17 protein-coding genes are annotated in these 24670 nt (G+C 58.1%); 8 read left to right on the forward strand and 9 right to left on the reverse strand.

The genetic code is table 11. The annotated features are described in order from the left end of the window. Positions 1-186: 186 nt before the first annotated feature. Entirely contained in the window at positions 187-1440 is a 1254-nt protein-coding gene (locus tag Poly51_RS25230; RefSeq protein WP_246114756.1) for a S1C family serine protease, read from the forward strand. A 112-nt stretch (positions 1441-1552) separates the two neighbouring features. After that, positions 1553-2566 carry a trypsin-like peptidase domain-containing protein gene (locus Poly51_RS25235; protein WP_146461302.1) on the forward strand — a complete coding sequence of 338 codons (1014 nt, stop codon included), beginning with the start codon at positions 1553-1555 and terminating at the stop codon, positions 2564-2566. Between the two features lie 32 nt (positions 2567-2598). On the opposite strand, the gene Poly51_RS25240 is transcribed toward Poly51_RS25235, so the two are convergent. The 3 genes from Poly51_RS25240 to metG are packed head-to-tail and all read right to left on the reverse strand — an operon-like array spanning position 2599 to position 5992. Beyond that, positions 2599-3129: a GNAT family N-acetyltransferase gene (locus Poly51_RS25240; protein WP_146461304.1), complete on the reverse strand. Its 531-nt coding sequence runs from the start codon at positions 3127-3129 to the stop codon at positions 2599-2601. After that, positions 3114-3947, reverse strand: coding sequence for an alpha/beta hydrolase (locus Poly51_RS25245; RefSeq protein ID WP_146461306.1), 834 nt, complete (start codon positions 3945-3947; stop codon positions 3114-3116). The genes Poly51_RS25240 and Poly51_RS25245 overlap by 16 nt, the downstream gene beginning before the upstream one ends. After that, on the reverse strand, positions 3947-5992 hold the full coding sequence (gene metG / locus Poly51_RS25250; RefSeq protein ID WP_146461308.1) for a methionine--tRNA ligase: 2046 nt from the start codon (positions 5990-5992) through the stop codon (positions 3947-3949). The genes Poly51_RS25245 and metG overlap by 1 nt, the downstream gene beginning before the upstream one ends. A 350-nt stretch (positions 5993-6342) precedes the next feature. Between metG and Poly51_RS25255 the strand changes: the two genes are divergently transcribed. Next, a complete protein-coding gene (locus Poly51_RS25255) occupies positions 6343-7770 on the forward strand; it encodes a trypsin-like peptidase domain-containing protein (protein ID WP_246114757.1) in 1428 nt (475 codons plus the stop codon). Positions 7771-7851: 81 nt separating this feature from the next. Then, a complete protein-coding gene (locus Poly51_RS25260) occupies positions 7852-8757 on the forward strand; it encodes an SMP-30/gluconolactonase/LRE family protein (protein WP_146461310.1) in 906 nt (301 codons plus the stop codon). A gap of 8 nt (positions 8758-8765) precedes the next feature. On the opposite strand, the gene Poly51_RS25265 is transcribed toward Poly51_RS25260, so the two are convergent. Further along, positions 8766-10349 (reverse strand): serine/threonine-protein kinase, encoded by a 1584-nt coding sequence (locus Poly51_RS25265; protein ID WP_246114758.1) that lies wholly within the window; start codon positions 10347-10349, stop codon positions 8766-8768. A gap of 122 nt (positions 10350-10471) precedes the next feature. On the opposite strand from Poly51_RS25265, the gene Poly51_RS25270 reads away from it, so the two are divergent. Then, on the forward strand, positions 10472-16126 hold the full coding sequence (locus Poly51_RS25270; RefSeq protein WP_146461312.1) for a hypothetical protein: 5655 nt from the start codon (positions 10472-10474) through the stop codon (positions 16124-16126). Between the two features lie 121 nt (positions 16127-16247). Then, entirely contained in the window at positions 16248-16718 is a 471-nt protein-coding gene (locus Poly51_RS25275; RefSeq protein ID WP_146461314.1) for an Hsp20/alpha crystallin family protein, read from the forward strand. A gap of 254 nt (positions 16719-16972) precedes the next feature. On the opposite strand, the gene Poly51_RS25280 is transcribed toward Poly51_RS25275, so the two are convergent. The 5 genes from Poly51_RS25280 to Poly51_RS25300 form a co-directional block, all read right to left on the reverse strand. Then, entirely contained in the window at positions 16973-17986 is a 1014-nt protein-coding gene (locus Poly51_RS25280) for a DUF1559 domain-containing protein (RefSeq protein ID WP_146461316.1), read from the reverse strand. Positions 17987-18198: 212 nt separating this feature from the next. Next, positions 18199-18729, reverse strand: a complete 531-nt coding sequence (locus Poly51_RS25285) for an NUDIX hydrolase (RefSeq protein WP_146461318.1) — start codon at positions 18727-18729, stop codon at positions 18199-18201. 10 nt (positions 18730-18739) lie between these two features. After that, positions 18740-20302, reverse strand: coding sequence for a BamA/TamA family outer membrane protein (locus Poly51_RS25290; RefSeq protein WP_186775821.1), 1563 nt, complete (start codon positions 20300-20302; stop codon positions 18740-18742). Between the two features lie 137 nt (positions 20303-20439). Then, on the reverse strand, positions 20440-21831 hold the full coding sequence (locus tag Poly51_RS25295) for a BamA/OMP85 family outer membrane protein (protein WP_146461322.1): 1392 nt from the start codon (positions 21829-21831) through the stop codon (positions 20440-20442). A gap of 343 nt (positions 21832-22174) precedes the next feature. Next, the gene (locus tag Poly51_RS25300; protein ID WP_246114760.1) at positions 22175-22645 is read right to left on the reverse strand and encodes a hypothetical protein; all 471 of its coding nucleotides are present in this window, start codon (positions 22643-22645) and stop codon (positions 22175-22177) included. 218 nt (positions 22646-22863) lie between these two features. Between Poly51_RS25300 and Poly51_RS25305 the strand changes: the two genes are divergently transcribed. Continuing rightward, positions 22864-23802 (forward strand): diacylglycerol/lipid kinase family protein, encoded by a 939-nt coding sequence (locus Poly51_RS25305; RefSeq protein ID WP_146461324.1) that lies wholly within the window; start codon positions 22864-22866, stop codon positions 23800-23802. After that, positions 23799-24659 carry a 3-deoxy-8-phosphooctulonate synthase gene (gene kdsA, locus Poly51_RS25310; protein WP_146461326.1) on the forward strand — a complete coding sequence of 287 codons (861 nt, stop codon included), beginning with the start codon at positions 23799-23801 and terminating at the stop codon, positions 24657-24659. Before Poly51_RS25305 ends, kdsA begins: the two co-directional genes overlap by 4 nt. Positions 24660-24670: the final 11 nt, after the last annotated feature.

The raw sequence follows: 24670 nt of genomic DNA on the forward strand, positions 1-24670 counted from the left end.
GGGTGGACAGACATAGAATGCCCAAGCCGGCTTCAGAACGACGACCGGCAAAAGCGAAGTCTCGCGGGGAAATCCTGCCCGTGACAACCCAAACATTTGGAACCGCACACTTTTTTCCCTCGCTTGAAATCAGGTTACAATACCCACGAGGCAAAATTGCGTCTGCGAACGAGATTGGAAAGCACTTTGAAGTCCGCTACGGATTCACGATCAGCCACCGGTAAGCGGCCCTACGGGCGAGCTTTTGTGTTGTCGCACACGATTCACTTCGCCCGGCGTGTTACCGGTCGTGGACTTGCCGTCGCAATGTTGACGACATCTCTGACGTTTACGGCCATTCCCACCATGGCCCAACCGCCAGCGATTCTCGATTCCTACCCACCGGGCTACATCCCGCCGACCTACGTTCCACAAACGAGCATTCCGTCGAACGTTGGCTCAACGTCGCCAGCGGCCCCACCGATAACGTCCGAGCCCGAAGTTCTTCGTGTCAGTACCGATGGCACCTTGGTCTCTGTTCCAGGTGTGCTCCAGGACCTTTTGCGTTACGGCGGTGTCCCGTCATCGGTCAGCCAACTGCGGCTGATGGAATCGCAACAAGCTCGCGTTGCTCAAGTCGCAGCAACTTGCACAGTCAGCGTCCAAATCGGACCTGCCCAGGGCTGTGGAGTCATCATTACCGAAAGCGGATTCATTCTCACAGCCGCTCACGTCGCGATGCGGCCGGGCAAGATTGCGTTGGTGACTTTGTCGGATGGACGAACCGTGCGCGCGAAGACTCTTGGCATGGACCGCAGCGTCGATGCGGGGCTGATGAAAATCGAATCCAACCAGAACGGCGGCCGTCCTTGGCCCCACGCATCGTTGGGTACCAGTGACGACTTGGTCGCAGGCATGTGGTGCATCGCGACGGGGCACCCCGGTGGCTACGACGCCGACCGTGGCCCGGTCACTCGCGTGGGTCGAATCCTGAGAGTTCGCGAGGGTGCAATCGAAACCGATTGTGCGCTGATCGGCGGCGACAGCGGTGGTCCGTTGTTCGACATCTCGGGGCGTCTGGTTGCTGTCCACAGTCGTATCGGAAATGACGTCGCCGAAAATTTGCACGTCCCTGTCGATTACTATGGCAAATCTTGGGATCGAATGCGGGATGGCGACGCGTGGGGGTTTCTGCCCGGCTTCCAACCCCGATTGGGCGTCGTTGGAAAACCCAAAACGTCTCAGGCGATTGTCGAAACGGTACGAACGGGTTCTCCAGCCGAAGACGCGGGGATCAAAGAAGGCGACATCATCGAACAGTTCGGCGAGGTCGTGATTCGGGACTTCGAGTCGCTGCAAGCGGCCGTTGCCGATACGATGCCCGGCGAACGAGTTTCGGTTTGGCTTAGCCGTGCCGGTTCGCGAATGCGTTTGAATGTGGAAGTCGGTCGATCGGAATAATCATTCATCCGCAACCGGCGGACATGTGCTGTGAGCAGCGAAAACGTTCTGCAGTTCAACGGGTAACACCACAACACACGAGAGAGTCTTGTCACGTGGAAAATCAATCGATATGAAACTCGAATCAATGAACATGGCCGGCTGTCTAGCGATGGGTCTCTTCCTGTCACTCGGTATCCACGCATCCTCGTTCGCTCGTGCGGATGAACGTCGCGACAATTCCGAAATGAATGCCCTGATTCGGCCGATCTCTGACTCGGTGCAGTATTCTGTTGCCCAAGTGATCAGCGGTGGTCGCCCGGTCGCGCTGGCAACGGTTGTTTCCTCGGATGGTTACTTGTTGACCAAGCGAAGCGAACTGAGCGGCGATCCGATTCGAATTCGATTGCATGACGGGCGACTTTATCCCGCTCGAGTCGCGGCCGTTCGCCGCCGAAACGATTTGGCACTGCTGCGTATCGATGCCGACGTTTCGCTAACGCCCCTTCAGTTGAGCGACCAGACTCCGCCGGTCGCAAGTTTTCTAATCAGTGCAGGCCGTACCGGTCGCCCCGTCGGAATCGGCGTGTTGGGTGTGCAGGCGCGAAAGATTGAACATCACGGGCGACTAGGCGTCATGTTGGTCGACAACGTCGACGGCCGCGCGGTCGTCGATGAAGTGTTCCCCAATTCGGGCGCCGACAGTGCCGGTGTTGTGCGTGGTGACTTGATCGTCGCGATCAACGGCCATCAAGAAGTCAATAAGAGCAGCGTGATCGAAACGCTTCGAGGAATGTTTCCGGGTGAAGATGTTCGGCTGACGATCCTGCGTCCGGGAACCTCGCAAGCATTGGAAACACTCGAAATGGATGCACGAATCCGCGACTTTCATCTGATGAAGGAATCCGAAAACGATTCACGAGTCAACGGACCACGCAACGACCGGCTAAGCGGTTTCGATCGCGTGATCCAGCACGACACCGTGCTTGATCCCGATGAATGCGGCGGTCCCGTGCTGGACACATCCGGTCGTGTCGTGGGTATCAACATCGCCCGAGCCGGACGTGTGGTCAGCTACGCGTTGCCGTCGTCCTTGGTGATGGCCGAACTGGTCAGCATGCTTCAAGAGGCGCGCGGCGCCGAGTAACACTCGGTGTGACCTTGAAAGGGTCGCCGCGTCTACGACGCAGGCGTCAATATCTTTTGCATGATCGCCAAGTCGATCCATCGGTCATCCATGTGGCCGACCTCTTTTTGAATGCCAACCAATTCGTAGCCGTGTCGCCGATGAAACGCGATGCTTCGCTGGTTCGTTGAAATGATGCGTGCCATCAAGTGATGGATATTGGCGGCTCGACACCGTCGTTCGACGTCCTGCTGCAGCAAGTCGGCTATGCCTCGGCCCATCGCTTCGGGCGCCATGTAGATCGCCGACTCAAGACTCATGCGAAACCCGTGTCGGGTACTAAATTGTCGTGCCGACGCCCAGCCCAGCATGTCATCATCGCTGGAACAAATCACCCAAACCTCGGGTGGTTTGATTTGCAAGAGTTCGCGAACTTGGATTGCGGTCCAAGTCGCTAGATCAAACGTTGCTCCGCCGACACGGACGTAGTGATTATAAATCTCTGCGATCTTTTCGGCGTCAGTCGTTCGAGCTTCTTGGCACCTCGGATCGGACAAAGAGTCGTCGGTTAGCGCGTCGCCCATTCACGAGCCTCCACGCCGGTCCGTTGCCACAGCCACTGGATCCCCGATCGGATCTGTTTGTCGTGCCGGTCCGATGCGATCCCGCCGTGATCCAAACCTTCCATTTCGACCAACTGATGGTCACCTGCGTAGTCTTCAATCACTTCGTTTTGCATCTCGGGAGGGACCAAATCGTCGCTGCCCGATTGCAAAAACACGGCCGGGTATCGAACGTGCGGCGCTGTCATCATCGCGTTCATTTCGTCGCAAACACTTTCCGCGATCGCGTCAACGAAACGACTTCCCGGATACCGCTTCGCGATCCGCTTGACCACCGGGACCAACGGTGGCGGATTGCGCAGGATCAGCCCGATCGGAATCTCGACATCCGAGAGTTTGGTGGCAACGAATAACGCCGTGTTGCACCCCAGCGAGTTGCCGATCAACCAGATCGTTTTCGGCGAGTCACCGGATCGCCGCAAAACTTCGCTGGCAAACCGCTGGCCCGCATGTGCCATGCCCGTCAGCGATGCCCGGCCAGCACTTTGACCATAGCCGGGCGGATTCCAAGTCCAAGTCTCACACGAGACGTCATCAAGCATTCCCGACGGCCACGAAGACGAACGTTCGGCGCGACCGGCAGTTCCCGGGAATTTGATTGCCAATACGTCGGCCGATTCACCCGTGCAAGGATGTCGATGGACAAAGCATTCGATGTTGGATCCCTCAGCGCCTAGCATCACAGGTTCTTGCGAACCGTGATCCACGAATCCACGCGAAGGCCGAAGCACCATTCGGTCCAACAACGATCGGCGGAACGATTGGATGTATCGACCCATCAATGAACGCGTTGCCCTGGTTTGGCGCCGTCGTCGACACCCAACACGAACACCTCGGCGCCGCCCGGTCCCGATGCGGTGACCATGCCTTCGCTCAACCCGAACCGCATCTTACGCGGTTGCAAGTTGGCGACCATGACGACCAAACGCCCGACCAAGGCTTCCGGTTCGTAAGCGGCTTTGATGCCTGCGAAAACCTGACGACGTTCGGTGCCGCCGAGGCTGAGTGTCAGTTTCAACAACTTGTTGGCTTCCGGCACATGTTCCGCAGCAACCACCCGCGCGACTCGCAAATCGACTTTCACGAAATCATCGATCGTGATTTCGTCGGCCAGTGGTTCGTCCTTGAGCGGTTGATCGCTGTCGTTGTATGGGTCCGCCACGTCGACGACGTCATCGGCTTCGGTGATTTCTTTGCTCTCGTCAATCATCTTCTGCAAATCCTCGGGATTGAGTCTATCTAACATGCGTTGAAACTTGGCGACCTTCGTCCCCAGCAGCGGCGTCTTGCTTTGGTCCCAGTGGGTGATCGGGTCGCCCAGCAAATCGCCACACTGGGCGGCCAATTCGGGAAGAACGGGCGCCAGGTAAATCGCCAGTTGGCGGAAAAGGTTCAGTGCGACCGTGCAAACGTTTCGCAGCTCGTCCTCGCGAGCCGGGTCCTTTTTCATTTCCCATGGCTTGGCGTGTTCGACGAACGGGTTGGCGGCGTCGGCCAGTTCCATGATCTTTCGCGTCGCCCGGCTGTAGTCGCACGCTTCGTAGGCCGCCGCGATTTCTTCGCCCGCGTCGGCCGCCGATTGGAACAATCCTCCGTCGTCGGGATACGTTTCGGCCAAGCCCGTTTGACCGGCAAACTTACCCACTCGGCTTGCCAAGTTGATGACCTTGCCGACCAGATCGCTGTTCACCTTGTCCGCGAACTCCTCGATGCCCAGGTCCAAATCCTCGACACGCGGCGACAACTTGGTGGCGTAAAAATATCTTAGGTACGACGGATGCGCGTGTTTTAAATAACTCTCGGCCGATACCAACGTTCCGTCGCGTTTGGACATCTTCTTGCCGTCGACGTTCAGAAAACCGTGAATGTGAACTTTGGTGGGCAAGCTGAATCCGGCCGTCTTCAACATGCCTGGCCAGAACAAAGTGTGAAAGTACGTGATGTCCTTGCCGATGAAGTGATGGACTTCACAGTCATCACTCTGCCACCAATCGGCAAGCGATTCACCGTTGGCTTGGCACCACTGGGACGTGCTGGCGATATAACCGATCGGCGCGTCGAACCAGACGTACCAAAAATTGCCCGGCGCGTCGGGGATTTCAAAACCGAAATACGGCGCCGGACGACTGATGTCCCAATCGCGAAGCTCGTCGGCCAGAAAGTGGCCCTTCAAGTAGTTGGCGACTTCGCTCTGCAACGCGCCACTGGATTCAACCCAGTCGGCCAAGAATCCGTGCAGCTTTTCCAGTTCGACAAACAAGTGCGTCGCTTCTTTCATCACCGGCGTCGCACCGCTGAGCGTACTCTTCGGATCGATCAACTCGGTCGGTGAATACGTGTGGCCGTTGTTACAGTTGTCGCCCGCCTGGTCGGTCAAGCCGCAACCGGCAACGGGACACGTGCCGCGAACAAAGCGATCGGCCAGGAACGTTCCCGCTTCGGGGTCGAAAAGCTGTTCGATGGAACGTTCGGTGATCAGTCCCGCGTCACGAAGCGACTTCCAAAACTGATGACAAACGTCGCGGTTCGCTTCGCTATTGGTGCTGCCGTAATGATCGAACTCGATGCCGAATCCGGCAAAGTCCCGCTGGTGGGCTTCGCTCATCGCGGCGATCAAGTCTTCTTCGCTGCGGCCTTCCGCGCGAGCGCGGATCATGATCGCGGTGCCGTGGGTGTCGTCGGCACAAATGTAAAGACAGCGGTTGCCTCTGAGTTTCTGAAATCGCACCCAAATGTCGGTTTGGATGTATTCCACCAAGTGCCCGATGTGGATCGGGCCGTTGGCGTAGGGCAGGGCACTGGTGACGAGAAGTTTTCGAGTCATATCAATCGCATGTTCGGTTGGTCGCGTCGGGAGACGTCATGTCGGATCGTTCCAGTCCGTTGCATTGGACATCGGGTGGATTGAGGGTCGGAATTGTAGTCGTCTTGCCCAAACTCGACGACGTGTGTTGTTTTTTGCCGAAAATACGCTGTGAAACTCGAAAAAAGTTAAGTTCGCCGGCCTCTCGCGGCGTTTGCACTTGCCTCGGCGTGGTGCCTTGACGCAGTATCAGCGTCGTCGCCCGCAAAAAGGGTGGGTGACGCAGTGAGTTCGGCCGGCCGCAAGGATTGCGGCGTAGCCGAAAAAATACGGAATCGAAATCACCGACACTGGTCCACGGAGGGACGCACGTGACGAGGCTGATGTTCGCAGGGTTGTCAATCGTTTGGTTGATGGCTTTCGCTTTGATGGGTACGACGCAAGCCGCCGACGCCATCCTGATCGACTTTTCATCATCGCGTTGCATGCCATGCCAAGCGATGAAACCCGTTCTGGCGGAGCTTGAACGTCGTGGTGTGCCGGTTCGGCATGTCGACGTAGGCGCCGAACCCAACGTCGCATCACGATACGGAATTCGCCAAACGCCGACGTTTGTCGTGCTCTCCGGCGGCAAGGAAGTCACTCGATTGGTTGGCATTCAATCGATCGATCAGTTGCAGGCGGCGCTGGCGACCAATCCGGCCGGGCCCTTGTTCGCCACCGGCGCTGTCCGTCGCCCCGTTGAAGACATTCCCGCACCGCAAACTCGTCTGGCCCCGGTTTCTGGACTATTGGGTCCTGAACTTTCCGGTCGCGAATCATCCGGTCCCTCTTCGATGGACCGCAACCAAACATTCACGGCGGCGGCGACATCATCCGGCGCCGAAGTCATGCCAAACGTCTCGATCGCCGATGCCGTCCAACGAGCCGAAGCAGCCACGGTGCGGTTGAGAGTCCATGACGGGAAGGGCTATGGTGCCGGTACGGGTACGATCATTGATACGCACGGTGAAGACGCATTGGTGCTGACCTGCGGCCACCTGTTCCGCGACAACGAAGGCCAAGGCAAGGTCGAAGTCGACTTGTTCGTCGGTGGTCAAGTTCGCACGGTCGAAGGCGAAGTCATCGACTTCGATGCCGACACACGTGACATCGCTTTGGTTGCGATTCGTCCCGGATTTCCAGTGGAATCGGTCGACGTGATCTCCGCCGATCAAATGCCCCGCAATGGCCAAACGGTGTTCAGCTTCGGTTGTGACCGTGGCGACGATCCGTCTCGCCGGGATACGCGCATCACCGGCATCAACAAGTACAACCAACACCTCGGTGCTTCCAACGTCGAGATCGACGGTGCACCGATCGATGGACGCAGTGGTGGCGGACTGTTCGACGATCAAGGTCGATTGGTCGGCGTTTGCAATGCCGCCGACTACAAGAATGACATTGGCATCTATGCCGGCCCCGGTGCAGTCCAGTGGCAACTCGATCGCGTCAACCTTTCGCACCTTTACGATTCGCAACCCGGTGCCGCGGTTGCAGCGACACCCGCGGCGTTTGCGCCCAGCGATCGCATCGCCAGCCTTCCCAATGCGAGCCTGCAAAACGCAGCGCCACAAAACTTTGGCCAGGTCGCCCAAGCATCGGCCCAGTCCGCATCGCTGCCTTCGTCATTGGCGGGCGACCAAGAGGTCATCGTGATCGTCCGTGATCGCAACAATCCGAGTGGACCGTCCCAAGTCATGACGCTGACCGAACCGTCCGCCGATCTGATGCAGATGATCCAACGTCACGCCCAGTGATGGGAAGCACCGCTCGCTTGAAAAGCTGGTAAATTAGCCGTCGTGAACGGTTACTTTCCTACTCTTTAAGCGAGTGCGACGATGCGATTGTGTTTGTTGGTGTTGTTCAGCTTGGTCGGCGCAATCGGTCACTGCCAGGAAGCGGCCGACGTCGTGGTTGCTGACATTGTCGCGGCCGAAGCCACGCTTGAATTGGTGGGTGAAGGCTATAAGTTCACCGAAGGACCGACGGCCGACGCGGACGGCAACGTCTATTTCACCGATCAACCGAACGATCGAATCGCCTTCTACGATTTTGCTGCCAACAAAACTTCGACGTGGATGCAGCCGTCCGGACGCAGCAACGGTCTGTACTTCGTCGCTCCCGATCGCTTGATCGCGTGTGCCGACGGTAACAACGAACTGTGGTCGATCGATCTGACAACGAAGGAACACAAAGTTCTGGTCAGCCAAGTCGATGGCCGTCGCTTTGGCGGACCCAATGATTGCTGGGTCGATGCGGATGGTTCGATCTACTTCACCGACCCGCTTTACAAACGGCCGTATTGGACGCACACGATCCCCGATGACAATCCGCGTGGCGTTTACCGTTTGTCAACCGATGGAAAATTGGTTCGCATTGCCGATGACTTGGTTCAGCCCAACGGTATCATCGGCGACTCGGAAAATCGGAAGCTTTATGTTGCCGACATCGGTGATAAGAAAACGTATCGATACGACATCGCAGCCGACGGAACGCTGACCAACCGTGAATTGTTTTGCGAATCGGGCAGCGACGGGATGACGATCGATACGGAACGACGGATCTATCTGACGGGCAACGAGGGCGTGACCGTTTTTGATGCTTCCGGCGCGAAGGTGGAAACGATTTCGGTCCCGAAGGGATGGACGGCCAACGTGACATTTGCGGGCCCCCAGCGAAAGCATTTGTTCATCACCGCCGGCGACAGCGTCTTCACGATCGAAACAACGGCGACCGGTTTGTAGGCCCCCATCTAAACTCTGGGCCGTCGATAGTGATCGGCCAACACCGTCAAACTGACCAACCATGTCGCGCCGAACAACAGCGGTGCGTAGGCCGGCACGATGGCGGTTACGAGTGAAGTCACTTCGAACGCAATCCCCAGAATCGCCGCGCCGCCCCAGATATGACCGCTCATCGCGATGAATCCGAATCCGCTTAGCGCTGCGGCAATCGGAATCAATCGCGACGGCTCGACCTCGCCGATCATCATCAAGATGCTCACGACCGCCAGTGTCGCGAGGTAGCCCAACCAAATCGAATACACCGGCCGTTCGGCAACGGTCCGCGGCGCGATTCCGCCGCCCCGCGCCCGGGATATGATCGCCAAGATCAACACGAACATGCACAGCCGTGGGATCCAAAACGAAACCCAAATCGGATAATCCAGTCGACCCAGGAAAAACATCGCGACGTGAAAGCCGAAGATGACCAACCCTAACGTCACCAACGTTCGGCTCCAGTTCACGAAATGACTCTGGTGCTGGTCGCGTCGAATCTCGCGAGCAACGCGGTCCATCAATCCGCTGCCCTCGGCGCTGGTGGCTTCCCCTGCCAAAAACCGATCCAAGTCGTCCGCCAACGCATCGGCACTGGCATAACGTTGTTCGGGTTCGTACCGGATCGCTTTCAAACAGATTCTTTCCAAACCCGGCGACACATCGCGTCGGTGGTGTCGCGGGGCTTCGGGTTCATCTTGCAGCACACTGCGAAGCACCTCGGCCGCCGACGTTCCCGCGTGCGGCGGTCGGCCGGTCAGCATCGCATACAGCATCGCACCGAGCGAGTAGATGTCGGCCGGCGCGTTGCCGTCTCCCATTCCGCATGCTTGCTCGGGACTCATGTAGTGCGGCGTTCCAAGCACTTGGCCGGTGCGCGTGACCAGCGTCCCCTCGCGATGCCACTTGGCCAAACCGAAATCGGTGATCAACGGTCGCCCGTCATCGCTGATCAAAACATTTTCGGGCTTCAAATCGCGGTGTACGATTCCGGCACGGTGTGCATAAGCGACGGCGCGAGCGATGTCACGAATCATCTTCGCGGTTGCCGTGTCGTCAAAGATCTTGCGATCCACATGGTCTTGCAACGTCGGGCCTTCGACCAGTGTCATCGAAAAATATTCGTAGCCCTCCCAGGAACCGATCTCATGAATCGCGATGATGCCCGGATGATGCAATCGCGCGGCGGCTTCGGCTTCGATACGAAACCGCGTCCGTTCTTCGCGACTGGCCAGGACGCCGCTGCTGATCAATTTCAATGCGACCGGGCGATCGAGTCCCTGTTGGCGAGCGCGGTAAACGACGCCCATCCCGCCGCGTGCGATTTCGCACTCGATTTCGTAGGGCCCGACGCACGTGCCCGCCAGCGAAGGCGGCCCCGTCGGCGCGTTGTTGTCGAACCACTGTTGGTTGCGAAAAAAGCTCTTCAGGTCATCGGCAAACTGTGGATAGGCACGCACGTAGTCGGCCGGATCCGGTGTTTGGCCCTGCTCGGTTCGTTGCAAATAATCGGCCATCACGGACTCGAAATCCGGATTTTCCTGCGGCAGCATGCTCATGGGGGAAATTATGACAGATTCGTTCCGAATTTGCGCGCAAGCAGGATACTCCCGAGGGCTCTTTCACTTGTGATCCTTTGCATTCTGCCTGCGTCCCGTCGTTTCCTCGGTGAATCCGTCCCATGGAAGTCCTGCTTTTCTTGATCTTCGTTTGGGGTTTCATCACGGTCGTGGGCCATGCCAGCTGGGTCGCGATCGCGGCCATTGTTCGGCTGTTTGCCATTGCCGACAACGACGGCAGTCGACCCCCGAGCGAGTCGTCGGAAAGTCGTGACTTGGCGGCCGCCCAGCGAGTCGTCAGCCGATTGGTCGCGAAAGGAGTCCTGGGCGCCGAAGCAGCCAGCGAGATGCGGGGGCAACTGCGCGAACTGGAACGGGCCGGCCAACCGGCACCGATAACAGCCCCGGTTGTGATTCAGAAACCCGTCGCCAATGTCGATCTAGCCATCCAGGGATCAACCGAACCCACGTCGACTTACGATCAAGAGGAAGAAGTTTTCGAGGCCATCTTGGTCGCTGCGGACGAGGCTGACGCATCGGGCAAAACATCGCCAACGGATGACTCCTTCAAGAACAATGCACCTGCCAAACCGTCGCTTTCAACATCGGAAGTCATCGGTTCATTCTTGGCGGCTCGGAACATTCGCTGGGGCGAACTGGTCGCCGGAATGATGATCGTCGTTTGCTCGATCGGATTGGTCATCAGCCTTTGGAATACGTTGGTCCAGACACACCGTGCGATTCCATCGCTGATTTTCTTGACAGCCAACGCCGCCATCTACGCCAGCGGTTTCTACACACTGGGGCGTTGGAAGCTGCGACACACCAGCCGCGCGGTGCTGGTGATCGCAACGTTGTTGGTGCCGCTAAGCGTGTTGGCGGGAATGGCCGCCGCCGGCACAGGAACCAACGCGGTGCAATTGAGCGATCCGCTCACGCTGATCACGATCGCGATTGCCGCTGCGGTTTACCTGACCTTGGTCTACCGCGGATCGATCGCTTTGGTTCGCCGACACTTGGCGCCGTCGATGACATTGGCGGTCGTCGGGCCCGCTGCGATATTGCCGTTGATGCCCGCGATCGTCCGCACTTGGGAACATCATGCGGGTTGGATCGCCGTGGTAGGTTCGATCGCGGTCGCGATTGCCGTGGTCATAGCGACGCGCATCGGTTTACACAAAACAACCGTCGGCGCGGCTCGCGTTCGATCTCAATTCCTGGTGATCGCGGTCGGCTGGTTCTCGCTGGCCATGGCAGTTGGATACAGCGTCTTTGCGATGGCCGCATCGGAGCGGTTAGTGATCGCGATCGCCACAATTCCGGCATTGGTCGCGACTGCGGGCGCGACGCGTCATTTGATAACAAAGACGCGCAGCGCGGTGGGGTCGATGTCGGCAGCCGTCGTCGGTGCCGTGTGCCTGGGTGGCTCCGTCGCGATTCTTCCGCCCGCCATGTCGGGCGAGACTTGGTTGTGGGCGTGGGCCCTTACTTGGACGGTAAGTGGTTTGGCCGTGGGACGTTTGTTGAAGCAACCGCTGCTGACGGTTGTCGCCAGTGTTCCGATCGGGATCGCCACGATGCTGACGTCACCCGGTTGGATCAGCGGGCTGGCGTGGCATGACGCCCCACTGTTGCGGCGTGTGATCGGTGGCGAACCGATGTTGGTGGCCTTGATGCTGGGACTTGCCTGGTCTGCGGTGGCCTGGACGCGACGAACTGAATCGAACGCGAGTTGGGCCAAATTTTCGGCCGGCGGATGGATCGCGATCGCCGCTGTCGTTGCCATGGTCTTGTCGGTGACGGATGTTTCTTCGATGGGTGCTGTTCCCGCTTGGACCGTCACGGCGGTCTTGATGATTGGTGCTGTCGCGGGAGCTTGGGTCTCGCGATCGGAGACCGATGGACTTCGTCGGATCAGTGTGCTGCTGGGTGCCTGCGCGACGGTGTTGGGATGGATGTCTGTCTTTCATCCATGGTCGATCGGCGAGCCGTTTCAAATCGCCGGGATACCGGATTGGATTCGCGTGGGTGTCGCAGCGGCGACAACGTGGACGCTGTTTTGCGAAGCATTGAAAACGAGCCCCAGCCTACGTCACTGGAATGATTTGGCAGTCGGCGGATGGATGATCGTGGCCGTCGTCGCGTGCTTCACCGCTGGGCTCCATGGATCTGTTTCAACATTTGCCCTTGCCGCTTGCGCTGCGGGTTGGCTGTGGGCCGCAAGCATCAACCCATCGGTGGTGGTATTGCGACTCTCGCAGATCGCGACGCTGGCTCTCGCAACGGTCGTCGGATACTTGCACGCGTGGCCGTGGATGTTCACTTCGCTCGCTTGGCAAAATGGATCTGCCCTTTGGGCTTGGGCCGCCGCATTGGCGTTGGTGTCGTTGTTGTGGTGGATCGTCCGCACGATCGCTCGCATCGATCATACGGGGGTGAACTCGCGTCTCGGTTTCATAAACGATTCCGATGCAAGATTCTTAGGAATGCCCGACGGACAATCCTGGATCGGCGCAATCGGCTTGATGGTGGTCGCCGCCGTTTGGCCGATGGCGTCGCTGGTCTTCGGCATATTTTCCGATCCAGGTTTTGGACAACTTCCCGTGCTGCTGCCCATCGCCACGCTGGCCGGCTTGGCATGCTTCACGCAATTGCACGAATCCCATCGACGCTGGACGCTGTATGTTGTGGGGCCAGCAATTTCCTGGTTTATCGGCCGTGGCGTTTGTGCGTTGCCGATGGATGCACCTGAGCGTCTGGTGCTGGCCACGTCGGTGGTGGCAGGCATCACATTGCTAGTCGGATTCTTGCGTCCGTCGCGGACGTGGGTCGGATTGGCCGCACCCACTTTGATCGCGATTTCATCGGCGGCATTGCTGGCCAAACATTGGTGGTCGCCGGTGGTGATGGGCGATACGGTATCTTGGTTCCCGGCGGTCGCCGTCGCAAGTTGGTGGACGATCGGGGCGTTGGCCATGCTGTTCATCGCTCGACAAAAACAACGGCCCGAGTTGCCAGCCGTTTCCACCGCACTATTCACCGCAGCGATTGTCGTCGCCGCATCCGTTTGGACGGTTTCACCGATCCATTGGTTGCAGATCGCCGGGATCGGATTGATCGGATGGGGCGCAGGGATGCGAATGACTACGTTGCGATCTGCGAAACCCGAAAACAACGTAGGATTTCTAACAGCCACACACGGGTGTATCGCCATCGCTGGCCTGGTGGGCTTCGGATCATCGGTGGCTGTGACGGGTGCCATTTTCACACGATCGTCCTTCCTGATTCCTTGGGCGACTGTTGCCGGGTTGGGCTTGTCCGTCGTGACCGTCCTGATCTTTTCGCTTCGCAACACCCGTACGTTCTTCGGGATCCAAGAATCACGCGGCAATCTGGTTTGGCCCGCGGGCATCACGCTTTTGGCTGGGCAAGCGGCATATGCGGTGTATGCGCTGGGGGGACTTAGCGGACCACCGTTGATCACCGTCATTGCCGGACTTTGGTGGCTCGGTTCGGTCGCTACGCTTTCGCGATCGGCGTGGGTGTCGATGTCCGACACTGAACAGAGTCCGTCGATGACTCGGTTTGCCGACCTGATGCACATCGCCGTTGTTGCACTGGCAATCTTGACACTGGTTGTGATGCAAGGATCGGTGAGTGCGGTGATTCCCTGGTTTGCGCTTGGCACGCTGGCCGTCCTTGGCCTGCAAGTCACACTGATCCAAGCAACGCGAAACCCGTCACGATGGGTCCGACAATCATCCCAACTCTTCGGCTGGTGCGTCATCTTCGCTGGCGCGTTCGCTTGGAATTTGCTGGTGCCGAGCTCGTCGAATGACTGGACTTTGGCAACTCTCAGCCTTGCCTGGGCGTCGTGTTGGTGGATCATTTGGAGGGTCGGATCGTCGCGAGAGTCCGAACATCAACCGGCAAGCCCCGATGCAGGTCTGATCGGCGGGTTGACCATGGCGGCGATCGGCGAAACGGCCTTGGTTGTCCTGGGCAGTTCTAGGATTCCGATTTCAGGCGTCGCAGAGATGGGATTCTGGATTCGGCTTGCCAGTTTCGCAGCGATCCCAGTCGTTGGCTTTTTGCTTACGACGAAGCGACTGAGTCGCGGCAACCTAGTAGCGATGGCCGTCGCGGCCGCGACGCTGTTGTCCGTCCAGGCGTTCCAAGGGATCGCGCCCGATGTACAAACTCGTTGGATGGTCGCGGCGATTGCATCGGGCTTTGCCGTTGCACTGGTTTCGCATTGGATTCCGTCTTCACGAAAGCTGGTCAACGATACGGCACAAGTTGCCGGATTGGTCGCCCTCGCGGGCATTGTCGCTTCCGTCTTCATGATCGCGTTCGACATTGCCGATGACCGCAGCACTTGGGCGACGCAGTTGACTGTGCTGTCCGTCGCCTTTGCCGCTTGGACGTATGCGATCTTGGCCGAGACGGCTTCGGAAAATCGATTCCGTCATATCGCCGTTCAGTTGGCGATGGCAACGGTCGCGTTGATGGCCAGCGTTGGCTCGGCATCGGTGCAGCATCCGATGTTGGAAACGGCGATGCGTTGGTTGGTTGCGTCGGTGGTCGTCATTCCGATGTGGATGTTCGCGTTCCCGAAATTGATCGGTGAACGATTGCACGCCAGTTGGTCGTCTGCGGCGCGCGGTGGTGCGATCGTCGGAGTGGTCGCGGCAGTGGGTTCGCTATTGTCGATGCTGGTGATGGAAACGATGCTTCGTTTGGATGGCGGGATCGGTGATGTCTCGCGAACGATGGTCAGTGGCGTTGCGGTAACGCTTGCGTTGCTGAGCGGTTTTTCGGGTTGGGTCGCATTGCAAAGCGGACCGACGTCGAAGTGGCAGGCGACTTGGCAACTGAGCGATGGTGTTCGTCGATCACTTGTCATCGCGGCCCAGGTCGTTGGTGTTGCGTGCTGGCTGCACTTGTTTCTGTGCAAGTCGCCTTGGGCAATCGTGGGGCTGCGTGCCTATTGGCCGCTGATCGTCATGGCATTGGCGTTCGTCAGTGTCGGTATATCCGAGTGGGCTCGCCGCCGCGGCGACCGAGTGATCGCCGAAACGCTTCAGCAAACGTCGCTGTACTTGCCACTGATTCCCGTTTTCGGTTTCTGGATCGGGTCGGTCGGATCCGATCCGGCGGACTGGACCTTTGTCGGTGGCAAAACCGGATACGAATGGTTGCTGGCGATCGGTGCGTTCTATTACCTGGCTTTGTCGACGATCTGGAAGAATGTGCTGCCGCGAATCACGGCCGTGGTACTGGCGAACGCGGCACTGTGGGTGGTGCTGGTTCAACAACCGGGCTGGGAATTCGCGACGCACCCGCAAGCCTGGCTGATCCCACCGGCCGTTTGTGTTCTGATCGCCACGCATCTGTATCGCAAGCGCATCGATGCACCGGCGCTGGCATCGATTCGATACGCCGCGACGCTGGTGATCTACGTCAGCAGCACGGCTGACATGTTGATCGCCCAGATCGGCACGTCGCTGGCCGGTCCGATCGTATTGGTCACGTTGGCGTTGGCGGGCATGTTGGCGGGTGTGCTGCTTCGTGTTGCCCCGTTCTTGTACCTGGGCGCCATCTTCGTTTTCTTTGGCGTCGCCAGCATGGTACGTCATGCCCAACAGTCGATCGACGCCGTGTGGCCATGGTGGGTCTTTGGCATCACCACTGGAATCCTGCTGTTGGTCGGATTGACGTTGCTGGAGAAGAACAAGGCGGGGCTGCGAAGTTACGCGCAGACGCTGTCCTCGTAGGTGCAATAGGTGCAAATTGGCACGCCACTTGCAATCAAGTGTTCTAGAAACACGGTGGCTGTCAACTTTGCAGCCGCCGAAATCGAAGTCCAATGATTGTGTTTTGTAGAGGAGAATTACAATGAACAAGACGATGTCTCGCAGCGACAACGGTCGGGGCTCCCGAGTGTATGACGACCCATTCCAAATGATCGAGAACCGCGTCAATCACATGTTTCGAGGAATTCTGGATTCCGCAGGAACGGAATCGGGATTGACCAACTATCCCGTTGATGTAACCGAGGATGACGATCAGATCACGATCGAAGCAGAGTTGCCCGGGTTCAGCAGCAACGAAATTGACGTCAACATGGAAGACGGAGTTTTGACGATCAAGGCGGAACGAGCCGACTCGGCTGACGGGAACGGAAAGCTCAAACGCCATTTGCACGAGCGACGGTTGACTCGGTTCGAGCGAGCGTTTTCGTTACCAAGAACCGTTGACGGCTCGGAGGTACTCGCCAACCTGGACCAAGGCGTGCTGACGCTGAAACTGAAAAAGAGTGAAGCCAGCAAACCACGCAAGATTTCGATTCAGAGCGGCAGTCTCTGATCGCCGTGGTTGGCGGTAAATTGCGTAGCAGTTCGCACCGTGACAGGTCCCAATCGGATCACCCTACGTGGACCCGCGACGCCGCTCGCGGCAAGTGAAAACAGTGGGAAAACCGTACTCGAAAGTGTGAGCTATGTCTCCGATCGAGCGTTACCCATGTCGCCGGACCAAACGACGGAGTCGTAGGGCCACGAGGGGTTGCCCGACGTGAACTGCATGTACGCCCTGCGACGGCGTCGCAGGGCAACTGGCCATCACTCCGGTACCGCAACGACTTCGTGTCCGGCGCGGGTGGATAGGTCTTGCCAAAGATCACGATCGATCGAATCGTTGAATGTGCGAACCGATCCGTCCAACATGCCGACCGTCACACCACTAAGGTGATAGCTTCGGGACGTAACCGCCGCATACGTTATCGGGATCGGTGAACCCGACGTTCGGCCTTCGCGGAAGTTGGTGAAATCGACGTCGTATTCGACACCCGTGTCGATGCAAAGGATCTTCTTGTTCGGCGTGAAGGTTGTCGTGAACCCGCTTTGGTGAACGCGACCATCGACCCATTCGGTGTGTCCGGTGTCTCGCTTGAACGAGCCCGCCAGCGCACAGATCTCTGATTCCAAAACCGGCTGACTGATGACTCCGGTGACGTCTGCATCGCGGTAGTAGGGGTTCCACGCTTTGACTTCTGCGAAGGCGAGCGTGTTGCTTAGTCCGTCCAAACAGTCACGAAACCGTCGCGCCTTCGACGCCGTGAACATGCCTTCGCCGACCGTATCGTCATTCGCGTCATGGACCTTCCAGACGCCCGCGTTGTAGGCGTAGCTGAGCGGGTAGTGTTCCGGGCCGTTGCTACCAATTCGCTGAATGTCGTTGATTTCACTTGGGCATTGATAGGTCGGCACACGGAAACTTGACACCGGAATGTCTTGACCGTCTACATGAAGTGTCGCCGCGCCGTACCCGGCACCGAAGTCGACGGCCGACGAAAGCGCGAGGGCCTCGATGTAGGGCAGGATCCTCGCTTGGGCCGACCAACCGTCGCCCGACATCGCCGGTTTGCTCCAAGCCGCCGGCAACCACTTCGTCGACGACTCGTAATTGTGCACCGCCAACACGACCTGCTTCATGTTGTTCTGGCAGCTCATGCGGCGAGCAGCCTCGCGTGCCGCTTGGACGGCCGGCAACAAAAGGCCGACCAGGACGCCGATGATCGCGATCACGACCAGCAGCTCGACCAGGGTAAACGCATGTTTTGGGGAAGGTCGCATGTTCGAAATCTCCGTCCGCGGCGTTCCAACGCCACGCTAATGTTATTGAGAATCACTCGCAACAAGGCAGCATTCTATCGAATTCCTCAATTAACGCAACGGTTGCAGCGATAAAAAAGAGATCCTCGGCGGCGGGCGGAGATCCCGCTATTTCCCGGTCAAAGACGGCGAAGCGGCACAATACGACCGCGATCGCGGCTGCTGTGTCGCTGCTACCGCGTTGCTGCGAGCCAGCATTCGACGGCGATACGATTGGATTCGAACGCCATATTCTCCAGATGCTCGGCTTGGGGCCGAACCCACTGATGAAAATCGAGCTCGTCTTCGGCCAACTTCAGTTCGCCAATCGAGACGGCGACGCACTCGAAAAAGAAATCGATGACTGGCGAAACCACGCCCGCGTATGCGTACTGGTTCGGCCGCGACATCAGGAACTGAATCCGTTGGATGGACAGGTTCGTTTCTTCGCGAACTTCTCGGTGAAGTGCAACTTCGACCGTTTCGTTCCGATCGACAAAGCCGCCCGGCAATCCCCATCGCCCAAGGCCGGGCTGACGAGCTCGGCGGACCATCAACAGCTCATTGTCTTCGTTGACTACAAGCCCGCCAACGGCTGCGACCGGCCCCAAGAACAAAACCAAGTTGCACGAATCACACCGAAACGGAATCGATCCGATTTGATTTTTTGCTACGCCGCATCGAGGACAAAAGGCGTAGGCATCTTGGATGGATTGTTCTGACATGGACCAGCCCTTAGCGGATCAGACTCATGTAAAAACTGAACATCCGCTCTTGGTCGGTGTCGGCTTTCGCAACCGGGAACGCAAAGTCGAATGCCAATGGTGCGGGGCCCAGCATGGGAATTGCGACACGCAACCCAAAGCCTGGTGCGACACGGAAACTTTCCGTCGCAATTTTCAACTCTTGTTCGACGGTTCCAAAGTCAACGAATGCAACGCCGCGGAACGCGTCGTCCGCAGTGATCGGAAACATGTACTCGACCGTGTTGAGCCACTGGAACCGACCACCCAGCTCGACGCCGTTGGTGGGATCGACGGGACCAGCACCGCGGAAATCGAAACCACGAATGGTCGCGTAACCGCCGGCAAAGAAGTTCTCGAAGATCGGCGTCTCATCGCCGCTGTATCCGAACTTGGTGGAGTACGAGATTGTTTGCTTGCCCGAACCGTCGGCCCGCTCGCGGACCAACCAGTACTGGCGGAATTCGGTCTCGAACCTTGCATACTCGAAGTCACCAAATGCTTCTTCGAACTTGAATTCAAAGTAGTGGCCACGACTGGCTTGAATCGGACTGTTTCGAGTATCGTGCGTCAGCGAAACTTCGCCGGCGTAAAGTTCGTTGTCACCGATCACGTCGGTCAGCGCGGACGGGCCGCTACGGCCTGTTTCCAGGTCGACGTTTTGGCCTGTCACACCGAACGTCAATGACAAGTCCGGGGTGATTCGATACCCGAACGCCAATCGACCACCCAACCGTTCTTCATCCCAGTCGTTGAATCGACGGTCGTATAGGAATCCGCTAACGGACATGCTCAGCGGTAAGTACCCGAACAGGTTCGGGTCAACGAATTGAGCCGTGTATCGCTTGAAGTTTGTTCCCGGCGCGGCTTCGATTCGGAACGTCTGACCGGCTCCGCGAAACGCGGTCCCGCTAAACAAGTCTTGCAGCGACCGCGGGAATCTTGTGATGTCAAAGTTTCGTTCATCAATGGTGATTTGGCCAGTCACGCCGGCATCGCTATTGACTGCACCACCCAGCATGATGCGACCGGTTCGAGCGGGAAAGCCGTTGATGACCAAGTCGGCTTCGCGAACACGCGGGCCTTGGACGGCATTGGTAATCGAACCGTAGGGAAGCCCGGGAGCGTACGGATCGACCAACCCGTCGTCGAACGAATTTGCATTCGGCGCGTTATACGGGGCCGGTTGGTTGTAAACAGGCGGTTGATTGTAAACGGGCGCGCCGTTGTAAGCGGGTGCATTATTGGGTACCGGTGCGCTATTGGGCACAGGTGCACCGTATTGCACCGGAGCCACACCCGTGCTCTGCGGGAACTGACGCGCGGTGTATTGGCCCGTCACACCGGGCGTACCCGTTTGCGTGAATCCGGCTTGGGCAAGCGTCGGATTTGCCGGCGTGCCCGGTGCTGGCATCGTCACATTCGGCGGGGTTGCGTTTGTTGCGATTCCCGGCGTGTGCTGCGTCTGCCATTGGGAAGCATTCTGCGACATCGACTGAAATTGAGCGCAGCCCGTCGATCCCAGCATTGAACCGCATAGCGCAAGCCAGCCCATCGCGAGCCAGCCGGTGCGGCGAGCGGATTGGGAGTGGTTGAGATCCTTCATGCGGTCAGCTTCGACGTAGGTGAAGTAGTGAGTCAGTGGAGCAGAGCGATCGAATCTTCGTCGCTGGCTCGAATTATCCGGTTGCATCAGAATCGGTCGCCGCCTTCATCGGTGGGAACGACTTTGATATCCGGCGGTTCGGCAATCTGGGGGTTGGTTTCAAGCAGTTGGCTGCGTTCCAATCGGGATCGGTTGAGTTCCAACTTGCGTCGATCGATAAAGTCGCCTTCGCGAAGGTCGATCAAGTTCAGCATCGTGGTTTCTTTCATCAGGTGCGGCTCGCCGTCGATGTTGACGGTGATCTTCCCGACTTTCCAACGATCGCCTTCGGTGATCTTGTAAACCAAGTCGACGACATTGGCTTCGTCTTTCATCACCGTCTGCGGTTCGACCTCGGCATAGATGAACCCGGCCTCGCCGTAGCCATAGACGAGCTCGCCGACATCCTGGCGCAGCTTGCTGCCGTTGAACGTATCGCCTGCCTTGAGCTTCAATCGCGATCGCAACGTTTCTTCGGTCGCCCAGTGGTGACCGACAATCTGCACATCCTTGACTTTAAACTGAGGCCCTTCATTGACGACGAACGTCAGCGAGACCCATTTGCCGGCGGCGTCGTATTTCCACTGCCGTCCAACCGTGGCGGTCAGAAAGCCCAAGTTGTGATAGTAACCGGCCAAGATGTCGACATCTTGATCGACTTGAACGAGGTTGAATTTGTTTCCAATGTAAGGAATCAAGCCTCCGGCAAAGCCTTCACGACTCTTGATGATCGTTTTCAAGCGAGATTCGGATACGAACGTGTTCCCCTGAATCGCAATGTCGCCGATGCGTTCGAGCGGACCTTCGTTGATTCGAAACACGACGGCCGATGGATCGCCTTTGATACCGGTCGCACTTTGGATCGAGACCTGATTGAAACCTTCTTCGCGGTAGTAGTCGGTCAATCGACGTCGCGCCGACTCGATCGAAAACTCACTCATCGGATCGGACGGGTTGACGCCGGCGCGCCCCTTCAGCTCTCGCTCGCCCATTGCATAGTTGCCGTGGAAGATGACCTGCGAAATTGTCGGCCGTTCGTGAACCACGAACGCGACGGCGACTCCGCCGGGCTGTTCTTCCAACTTGAAAGTGACGTGATCGAAGGCGTTCATGTCGTTCAAGCGTCGAACGTCACCGAGTACCGTTTCATAGTCATAGAAACGGTCCTTCCGAGTTTGAATTTGTTGCAGGATTTTGTGCGTCGTGATGCGACGATTCCCAACGACGCGTACATCCGCGACCAAAGCATCACCCTGCTCGCGTCGGATGGCGATCCCGGCGCCGTCGTGGACGTGTTCGCGAAACTTGGGTCTCGTGTCCGGGCCGGGGGCTGATGCGCCACCGCCTCCACCGCCCATTCCGCCACCACCCATGCCACCGCCGCCAAATTGCGCGTGGGCGGGCACCGATAACGGCGCCGCCAACAAGAGTCCGAGCATGCATCGCCGGTAACCGCGTGAACGGAATCCGGGTACGGCAGCAATCGATCTCGTAAAGGGCATACGTGCGGGCATACCTGGCAAACCAATCAAACGAACGGGCTTTCAGTGTTGGCCCAATCACCCGCATAGAGAGCGACTGGACCGCTTTCATCGGTAACTACCAATGGTTCGCCGACTTCCACAAGTCGGATTCAGGCGCCCAGCGAATGATTTGCAAAGAAATTGCGGTGTGAAACACGCATTGCAGAAAAAAAGACTCGCAGACGGCTGCTCGTCGGCGGCGTGAATTTCCAACCACGCCAACGAGTCCTGGCGTGGTGACGGCGTACGGTAGCTCGGACTACTGCTTCGCCAATGCCGTGGATTGGTCGGGTGCGACGTCGATCGTCTGCACGGGAAGTTCCAACCAATCGGTGATCAGCACGCGTTGAACCAACGGTTCGTCCAAGTGCTTCAGGACGATTTCCATCAATCGTTCGCGGATCTGGGCCTGCGCCGGGTCATCCAGCCACTGTGCGTCGGCTTGGCGAAGCAGTTGTTCGGATGCTTCGCGGATCTCCATCTGCATTTGCGTTACGCGCTCTTTGCCGCGATGAAGTTTTGATGGGTCCAAGACGGCGTGCAAGCGAAAGTGGTACACCGTCGACAGGTCTTCGACGCTCTGAAACCGAAAATTCCCGATTTCGATCGCTGTCGATTCCATACCGCTAAGCCGTGCCACGCGGCTACGTACGTATCCGATCACGGCAGCGTGGATCGCGACCATCATCAAAATCAGGCATGCGCCCCAATAACGTCGTAGTAACTTCACGGCAACAGGCTCTTTTGTTCTATGGAAACCCGAATCGGTCGAACGTTCCGGTTGCGCCGGTAAAAACGGTCACATCGGTGGGCGTCGTCGCGAGGACTCCGCACCTGGAAAAGCTAGGTCGCAAATTGCGGCGACGCCAACCGATCGCACGAATTCGGATAAAACCATGGCAAGCCCACGCCTTCGGCCCCGATATTCCCCCGTCTAACAAGCACTCCATGGATCGCCTCGATCGCTCAAACCAGGCTTCCGTCATCGTCTTCACCAGCCCCAAGGCTGGCAGCGGGGCCGGTCGTGAAGAATTGCCTCGCTTGACGGCCGAACTTGCCCGGATCGGAGTCGCAGTACAAACCGTTGCATCGGTGAATGAGCTGAAAAGAGCCGTGTCACACTTTGACCACCCCGTCGTCGTGGCGGCCGGCGGTGACGGTACCCTGGCACTGGCGGCCGAATCGATCGACGAAACCGTACCTTTGGTCCCCATGCCGATGGGCACGGAAAATCTGCTGGCCCGGCACTTCGGCCACTCGCGGGATGCCCACGCCGTGATTGAAACGCTTCGCTTTGGAGGTCCGCAGCAGATCGATGTCGGCTCGGCAGCGGGCAAACCGTTTTTGATCATGGCTACCTGTGGCTTTGACGCGGACGTCGTTCGTGGCATGCACCTGACCCGGCGCGGGCACATCAACCGATTCAGTTACTTCCGTCCCATCATCCGCTCGCTTCGAACCTACACCTTTCCGGAAATCGAAATTCGCGTCGACAACGGGCCGCCGATTCTTGCGGGATGGGCGATGGTGTTCAACTTGCCGCGATACGCTGCGTCGTTGTCGATCGAGCCTGATGCGGTGCCCGACGATGGGATGTTGGATCTGATCGCACTGAAGGGGCGATCGATCGCAAGTGGGATTCGGTACTTGGCGGGCATTCAAACGGGCAGCCATCTAAACTTTTCGGATGTGGTTCGCTGTCGCGGCAAGCAATTCGACATCCGTGCGGTCAACCCAACGGACGGACGGATCGCATACCAAGTCGATGGCGACTACGGCGGACGACTTCCGCTTAAGATTGAAACAAAGGTTGGCCGAACGCGGCTGCTGTTGCCAGCGACTGGGGAATTGCCTCGGTCCGCCAGATCGTCCAAGATTGACACATGAGCGAAAATCAAACTGCGTCGCCTATCGTGCCCGTATCCGTCGGCAAGTACATGTGCGGACCGGGACAACCGCTGCTGTTGATCGCCGGGCCGTGTGTGCTTCAGTCCATCGATTTGGCGATGGAGATCGCCGATGTGCTGGTTCAAATCAACTCGCGTGATGACGTGAACGTCGTTTTCAAGGCGTCGTTCGACAAGGCCAACCGCACGTCCCTTTCGGCGAAACGCGGCCCGGGAATCGACAAAGGATTGCGAATGCTTGAAGAGGTCGGCAGCCGATCGGGTTTGCCGACCACAACGGACGTTCACCTGCCCGACCAAGCCCTCGCCGTGGGCCAGGCTTGCGACCTTCTGCAGGTGCCGGCGTTTTTGGCTCGACAAACAGATCTATTGGTAGCCTGTGCAGCGACGGGACGACCCATGAACGTCAAAAAAGGCCAGTTCATGTCGCCCGAAGACATGCAGTATGTGGTTGAAAAGGTCCGCGGAAGTGGCAGCGGTGGCGTCATGCTTTGTGAACGGGGCACGTTTTTTGGCTACGGTCGTCTGGTCAACGACATGCAATCGTTGCCGATCATGCGGTCGCTGGGGGTTCCAGTCGTTTTTGATGCCACTCACAGCGTCCAGCGCCCCGGCGGTTTGGGTGGGGCGACGGGTGGAAACCGGGAAATGGTCGAACCTTTGGCCCGCGCGGCCGTAGCAATCGGTACCGACGCCCTGTTTTTCGAAACACACCCCAAGCCAGAGACGTCGCCCAGCGACGGGGCAAACATGATCCCATTGGATCGATTCGAAGCGACAATCGGCCGGTTGTTGACACTCAGGCGAACGATCACCGACATCGATTCCGCCGTCTGACGGTCCCCGTT

It is taken from the genome of Rubripirellula tenax (genome assembly GCF_007860125.1).
GTDB classification, from domain to species: Bacteria; Planctomycetota; Planctomycetia; order Pirellulales; family Pirellulaceae; genus Rubripirellula; species Rubripirellula tenax.

Excerpts from the sequence above, each read along its gene's own strand:
- Poly51_RS25235 (WP_146461302.1), top strand. The coding sequence starts at position 1,553 with ATGAAACTCGAATCAATGAACATGGCCGGCTGTCTAGCGATGGGTCTC.
- Poly51_RS25240 (WP_146461304.1), bottom strand. The coding sequence starts at position 3,129 with ATGGGCGACGCGCTAACCGACGACTCTTTGTCCGATCCGAGGTGCCAA.
- Poly51_RS25245 (WP_146461306.1), bottom strand. The coding sequence starts at position 3,947 with ATGGGTCGATACATCCAATCGTTCCGCCGATCGTTGTTGGACCGAATG.
- metG (WP_146461308.1), bottom strand. The coding sequence starts at position 5,992 with ATGACTCGAAAACTTCTCGTCACCAGTGCCCTGCCCTACGCCAACGGC.
- Poly51_RS25260 (WP_146461310.1), top strand. The coding sequence starts at position 7,852 with ATGCGATTGTGTTTGTTGGTGTTGTTCAGCTTGGTCGGCGCAATCGGT.
- Poly51_RS25265 (WP_246114758.1), bottom strand. The coding sequence starts at position 10,349 with ATGAGCATGCTGCCGCAGGAAAATCCGGATTTCGAGTCCGTGATGGCC.
- Poly51_RS25270 (WP_146461312.1), top strand. The coding sequence starts at position 10,472 with ATGGAAGTCCTGCTTTTCTTGATCTTCGTTTGGGGTTTCATCACGGTC.
- Poly51_RS25275 (WP_146461314.1), top strand. The coding sequence starts at position 16,248 with ATGAACAAGACGATGTCTCGCAGCGACAACGGTCGGGGCTCCCGAGTG.
- Poly51_RS25280 (WP_146461316.1), bottom strand. The coding sequence starts at position 17,986 with ATGCGACCTTCCCCAAAACATGCGTTTACCCTGGTCGAGCTGCTGGTC.
- Poly51_RS25285 (WP_146461318.1), bottom strand. The coding sequence starts at position 18,729 with ATGTCAGAACAATCCATCCAAGATGCCTACGCCTTTTGTCCTCGATGC.
- Poly51_RS25290 (WP_186775821.1), bottom strand. The coding sequence starts at position 20,302 with ATGGGCTGGCTTGCGCTATGCGGTTCAATGCTGGGATCGACGGGCTGC.
- Poly51_RS25295 (WP_146461322.1), bottom strand. The coding sequence starts at position 21,831 with ATGCTCGGACTCTTGTTGGCGGCGCCGTTATCGGTGCCCGCCCACGCG.
- Poly51_RS25305 (WP_146461324.1), top strand. The coding sequence starts at position 22,864 with ATGGATCGCCTCGATCGCTCAAACCAGGCTTCCGTCATCGTCTTCACC.
- kdsA (WP_146461326.1), top strand. The coding sequence starts at position 23,799 with ATGAGCGAAAATCAAACTGCGTCGCCTATCGTGCCCGTATCCGTCGGC.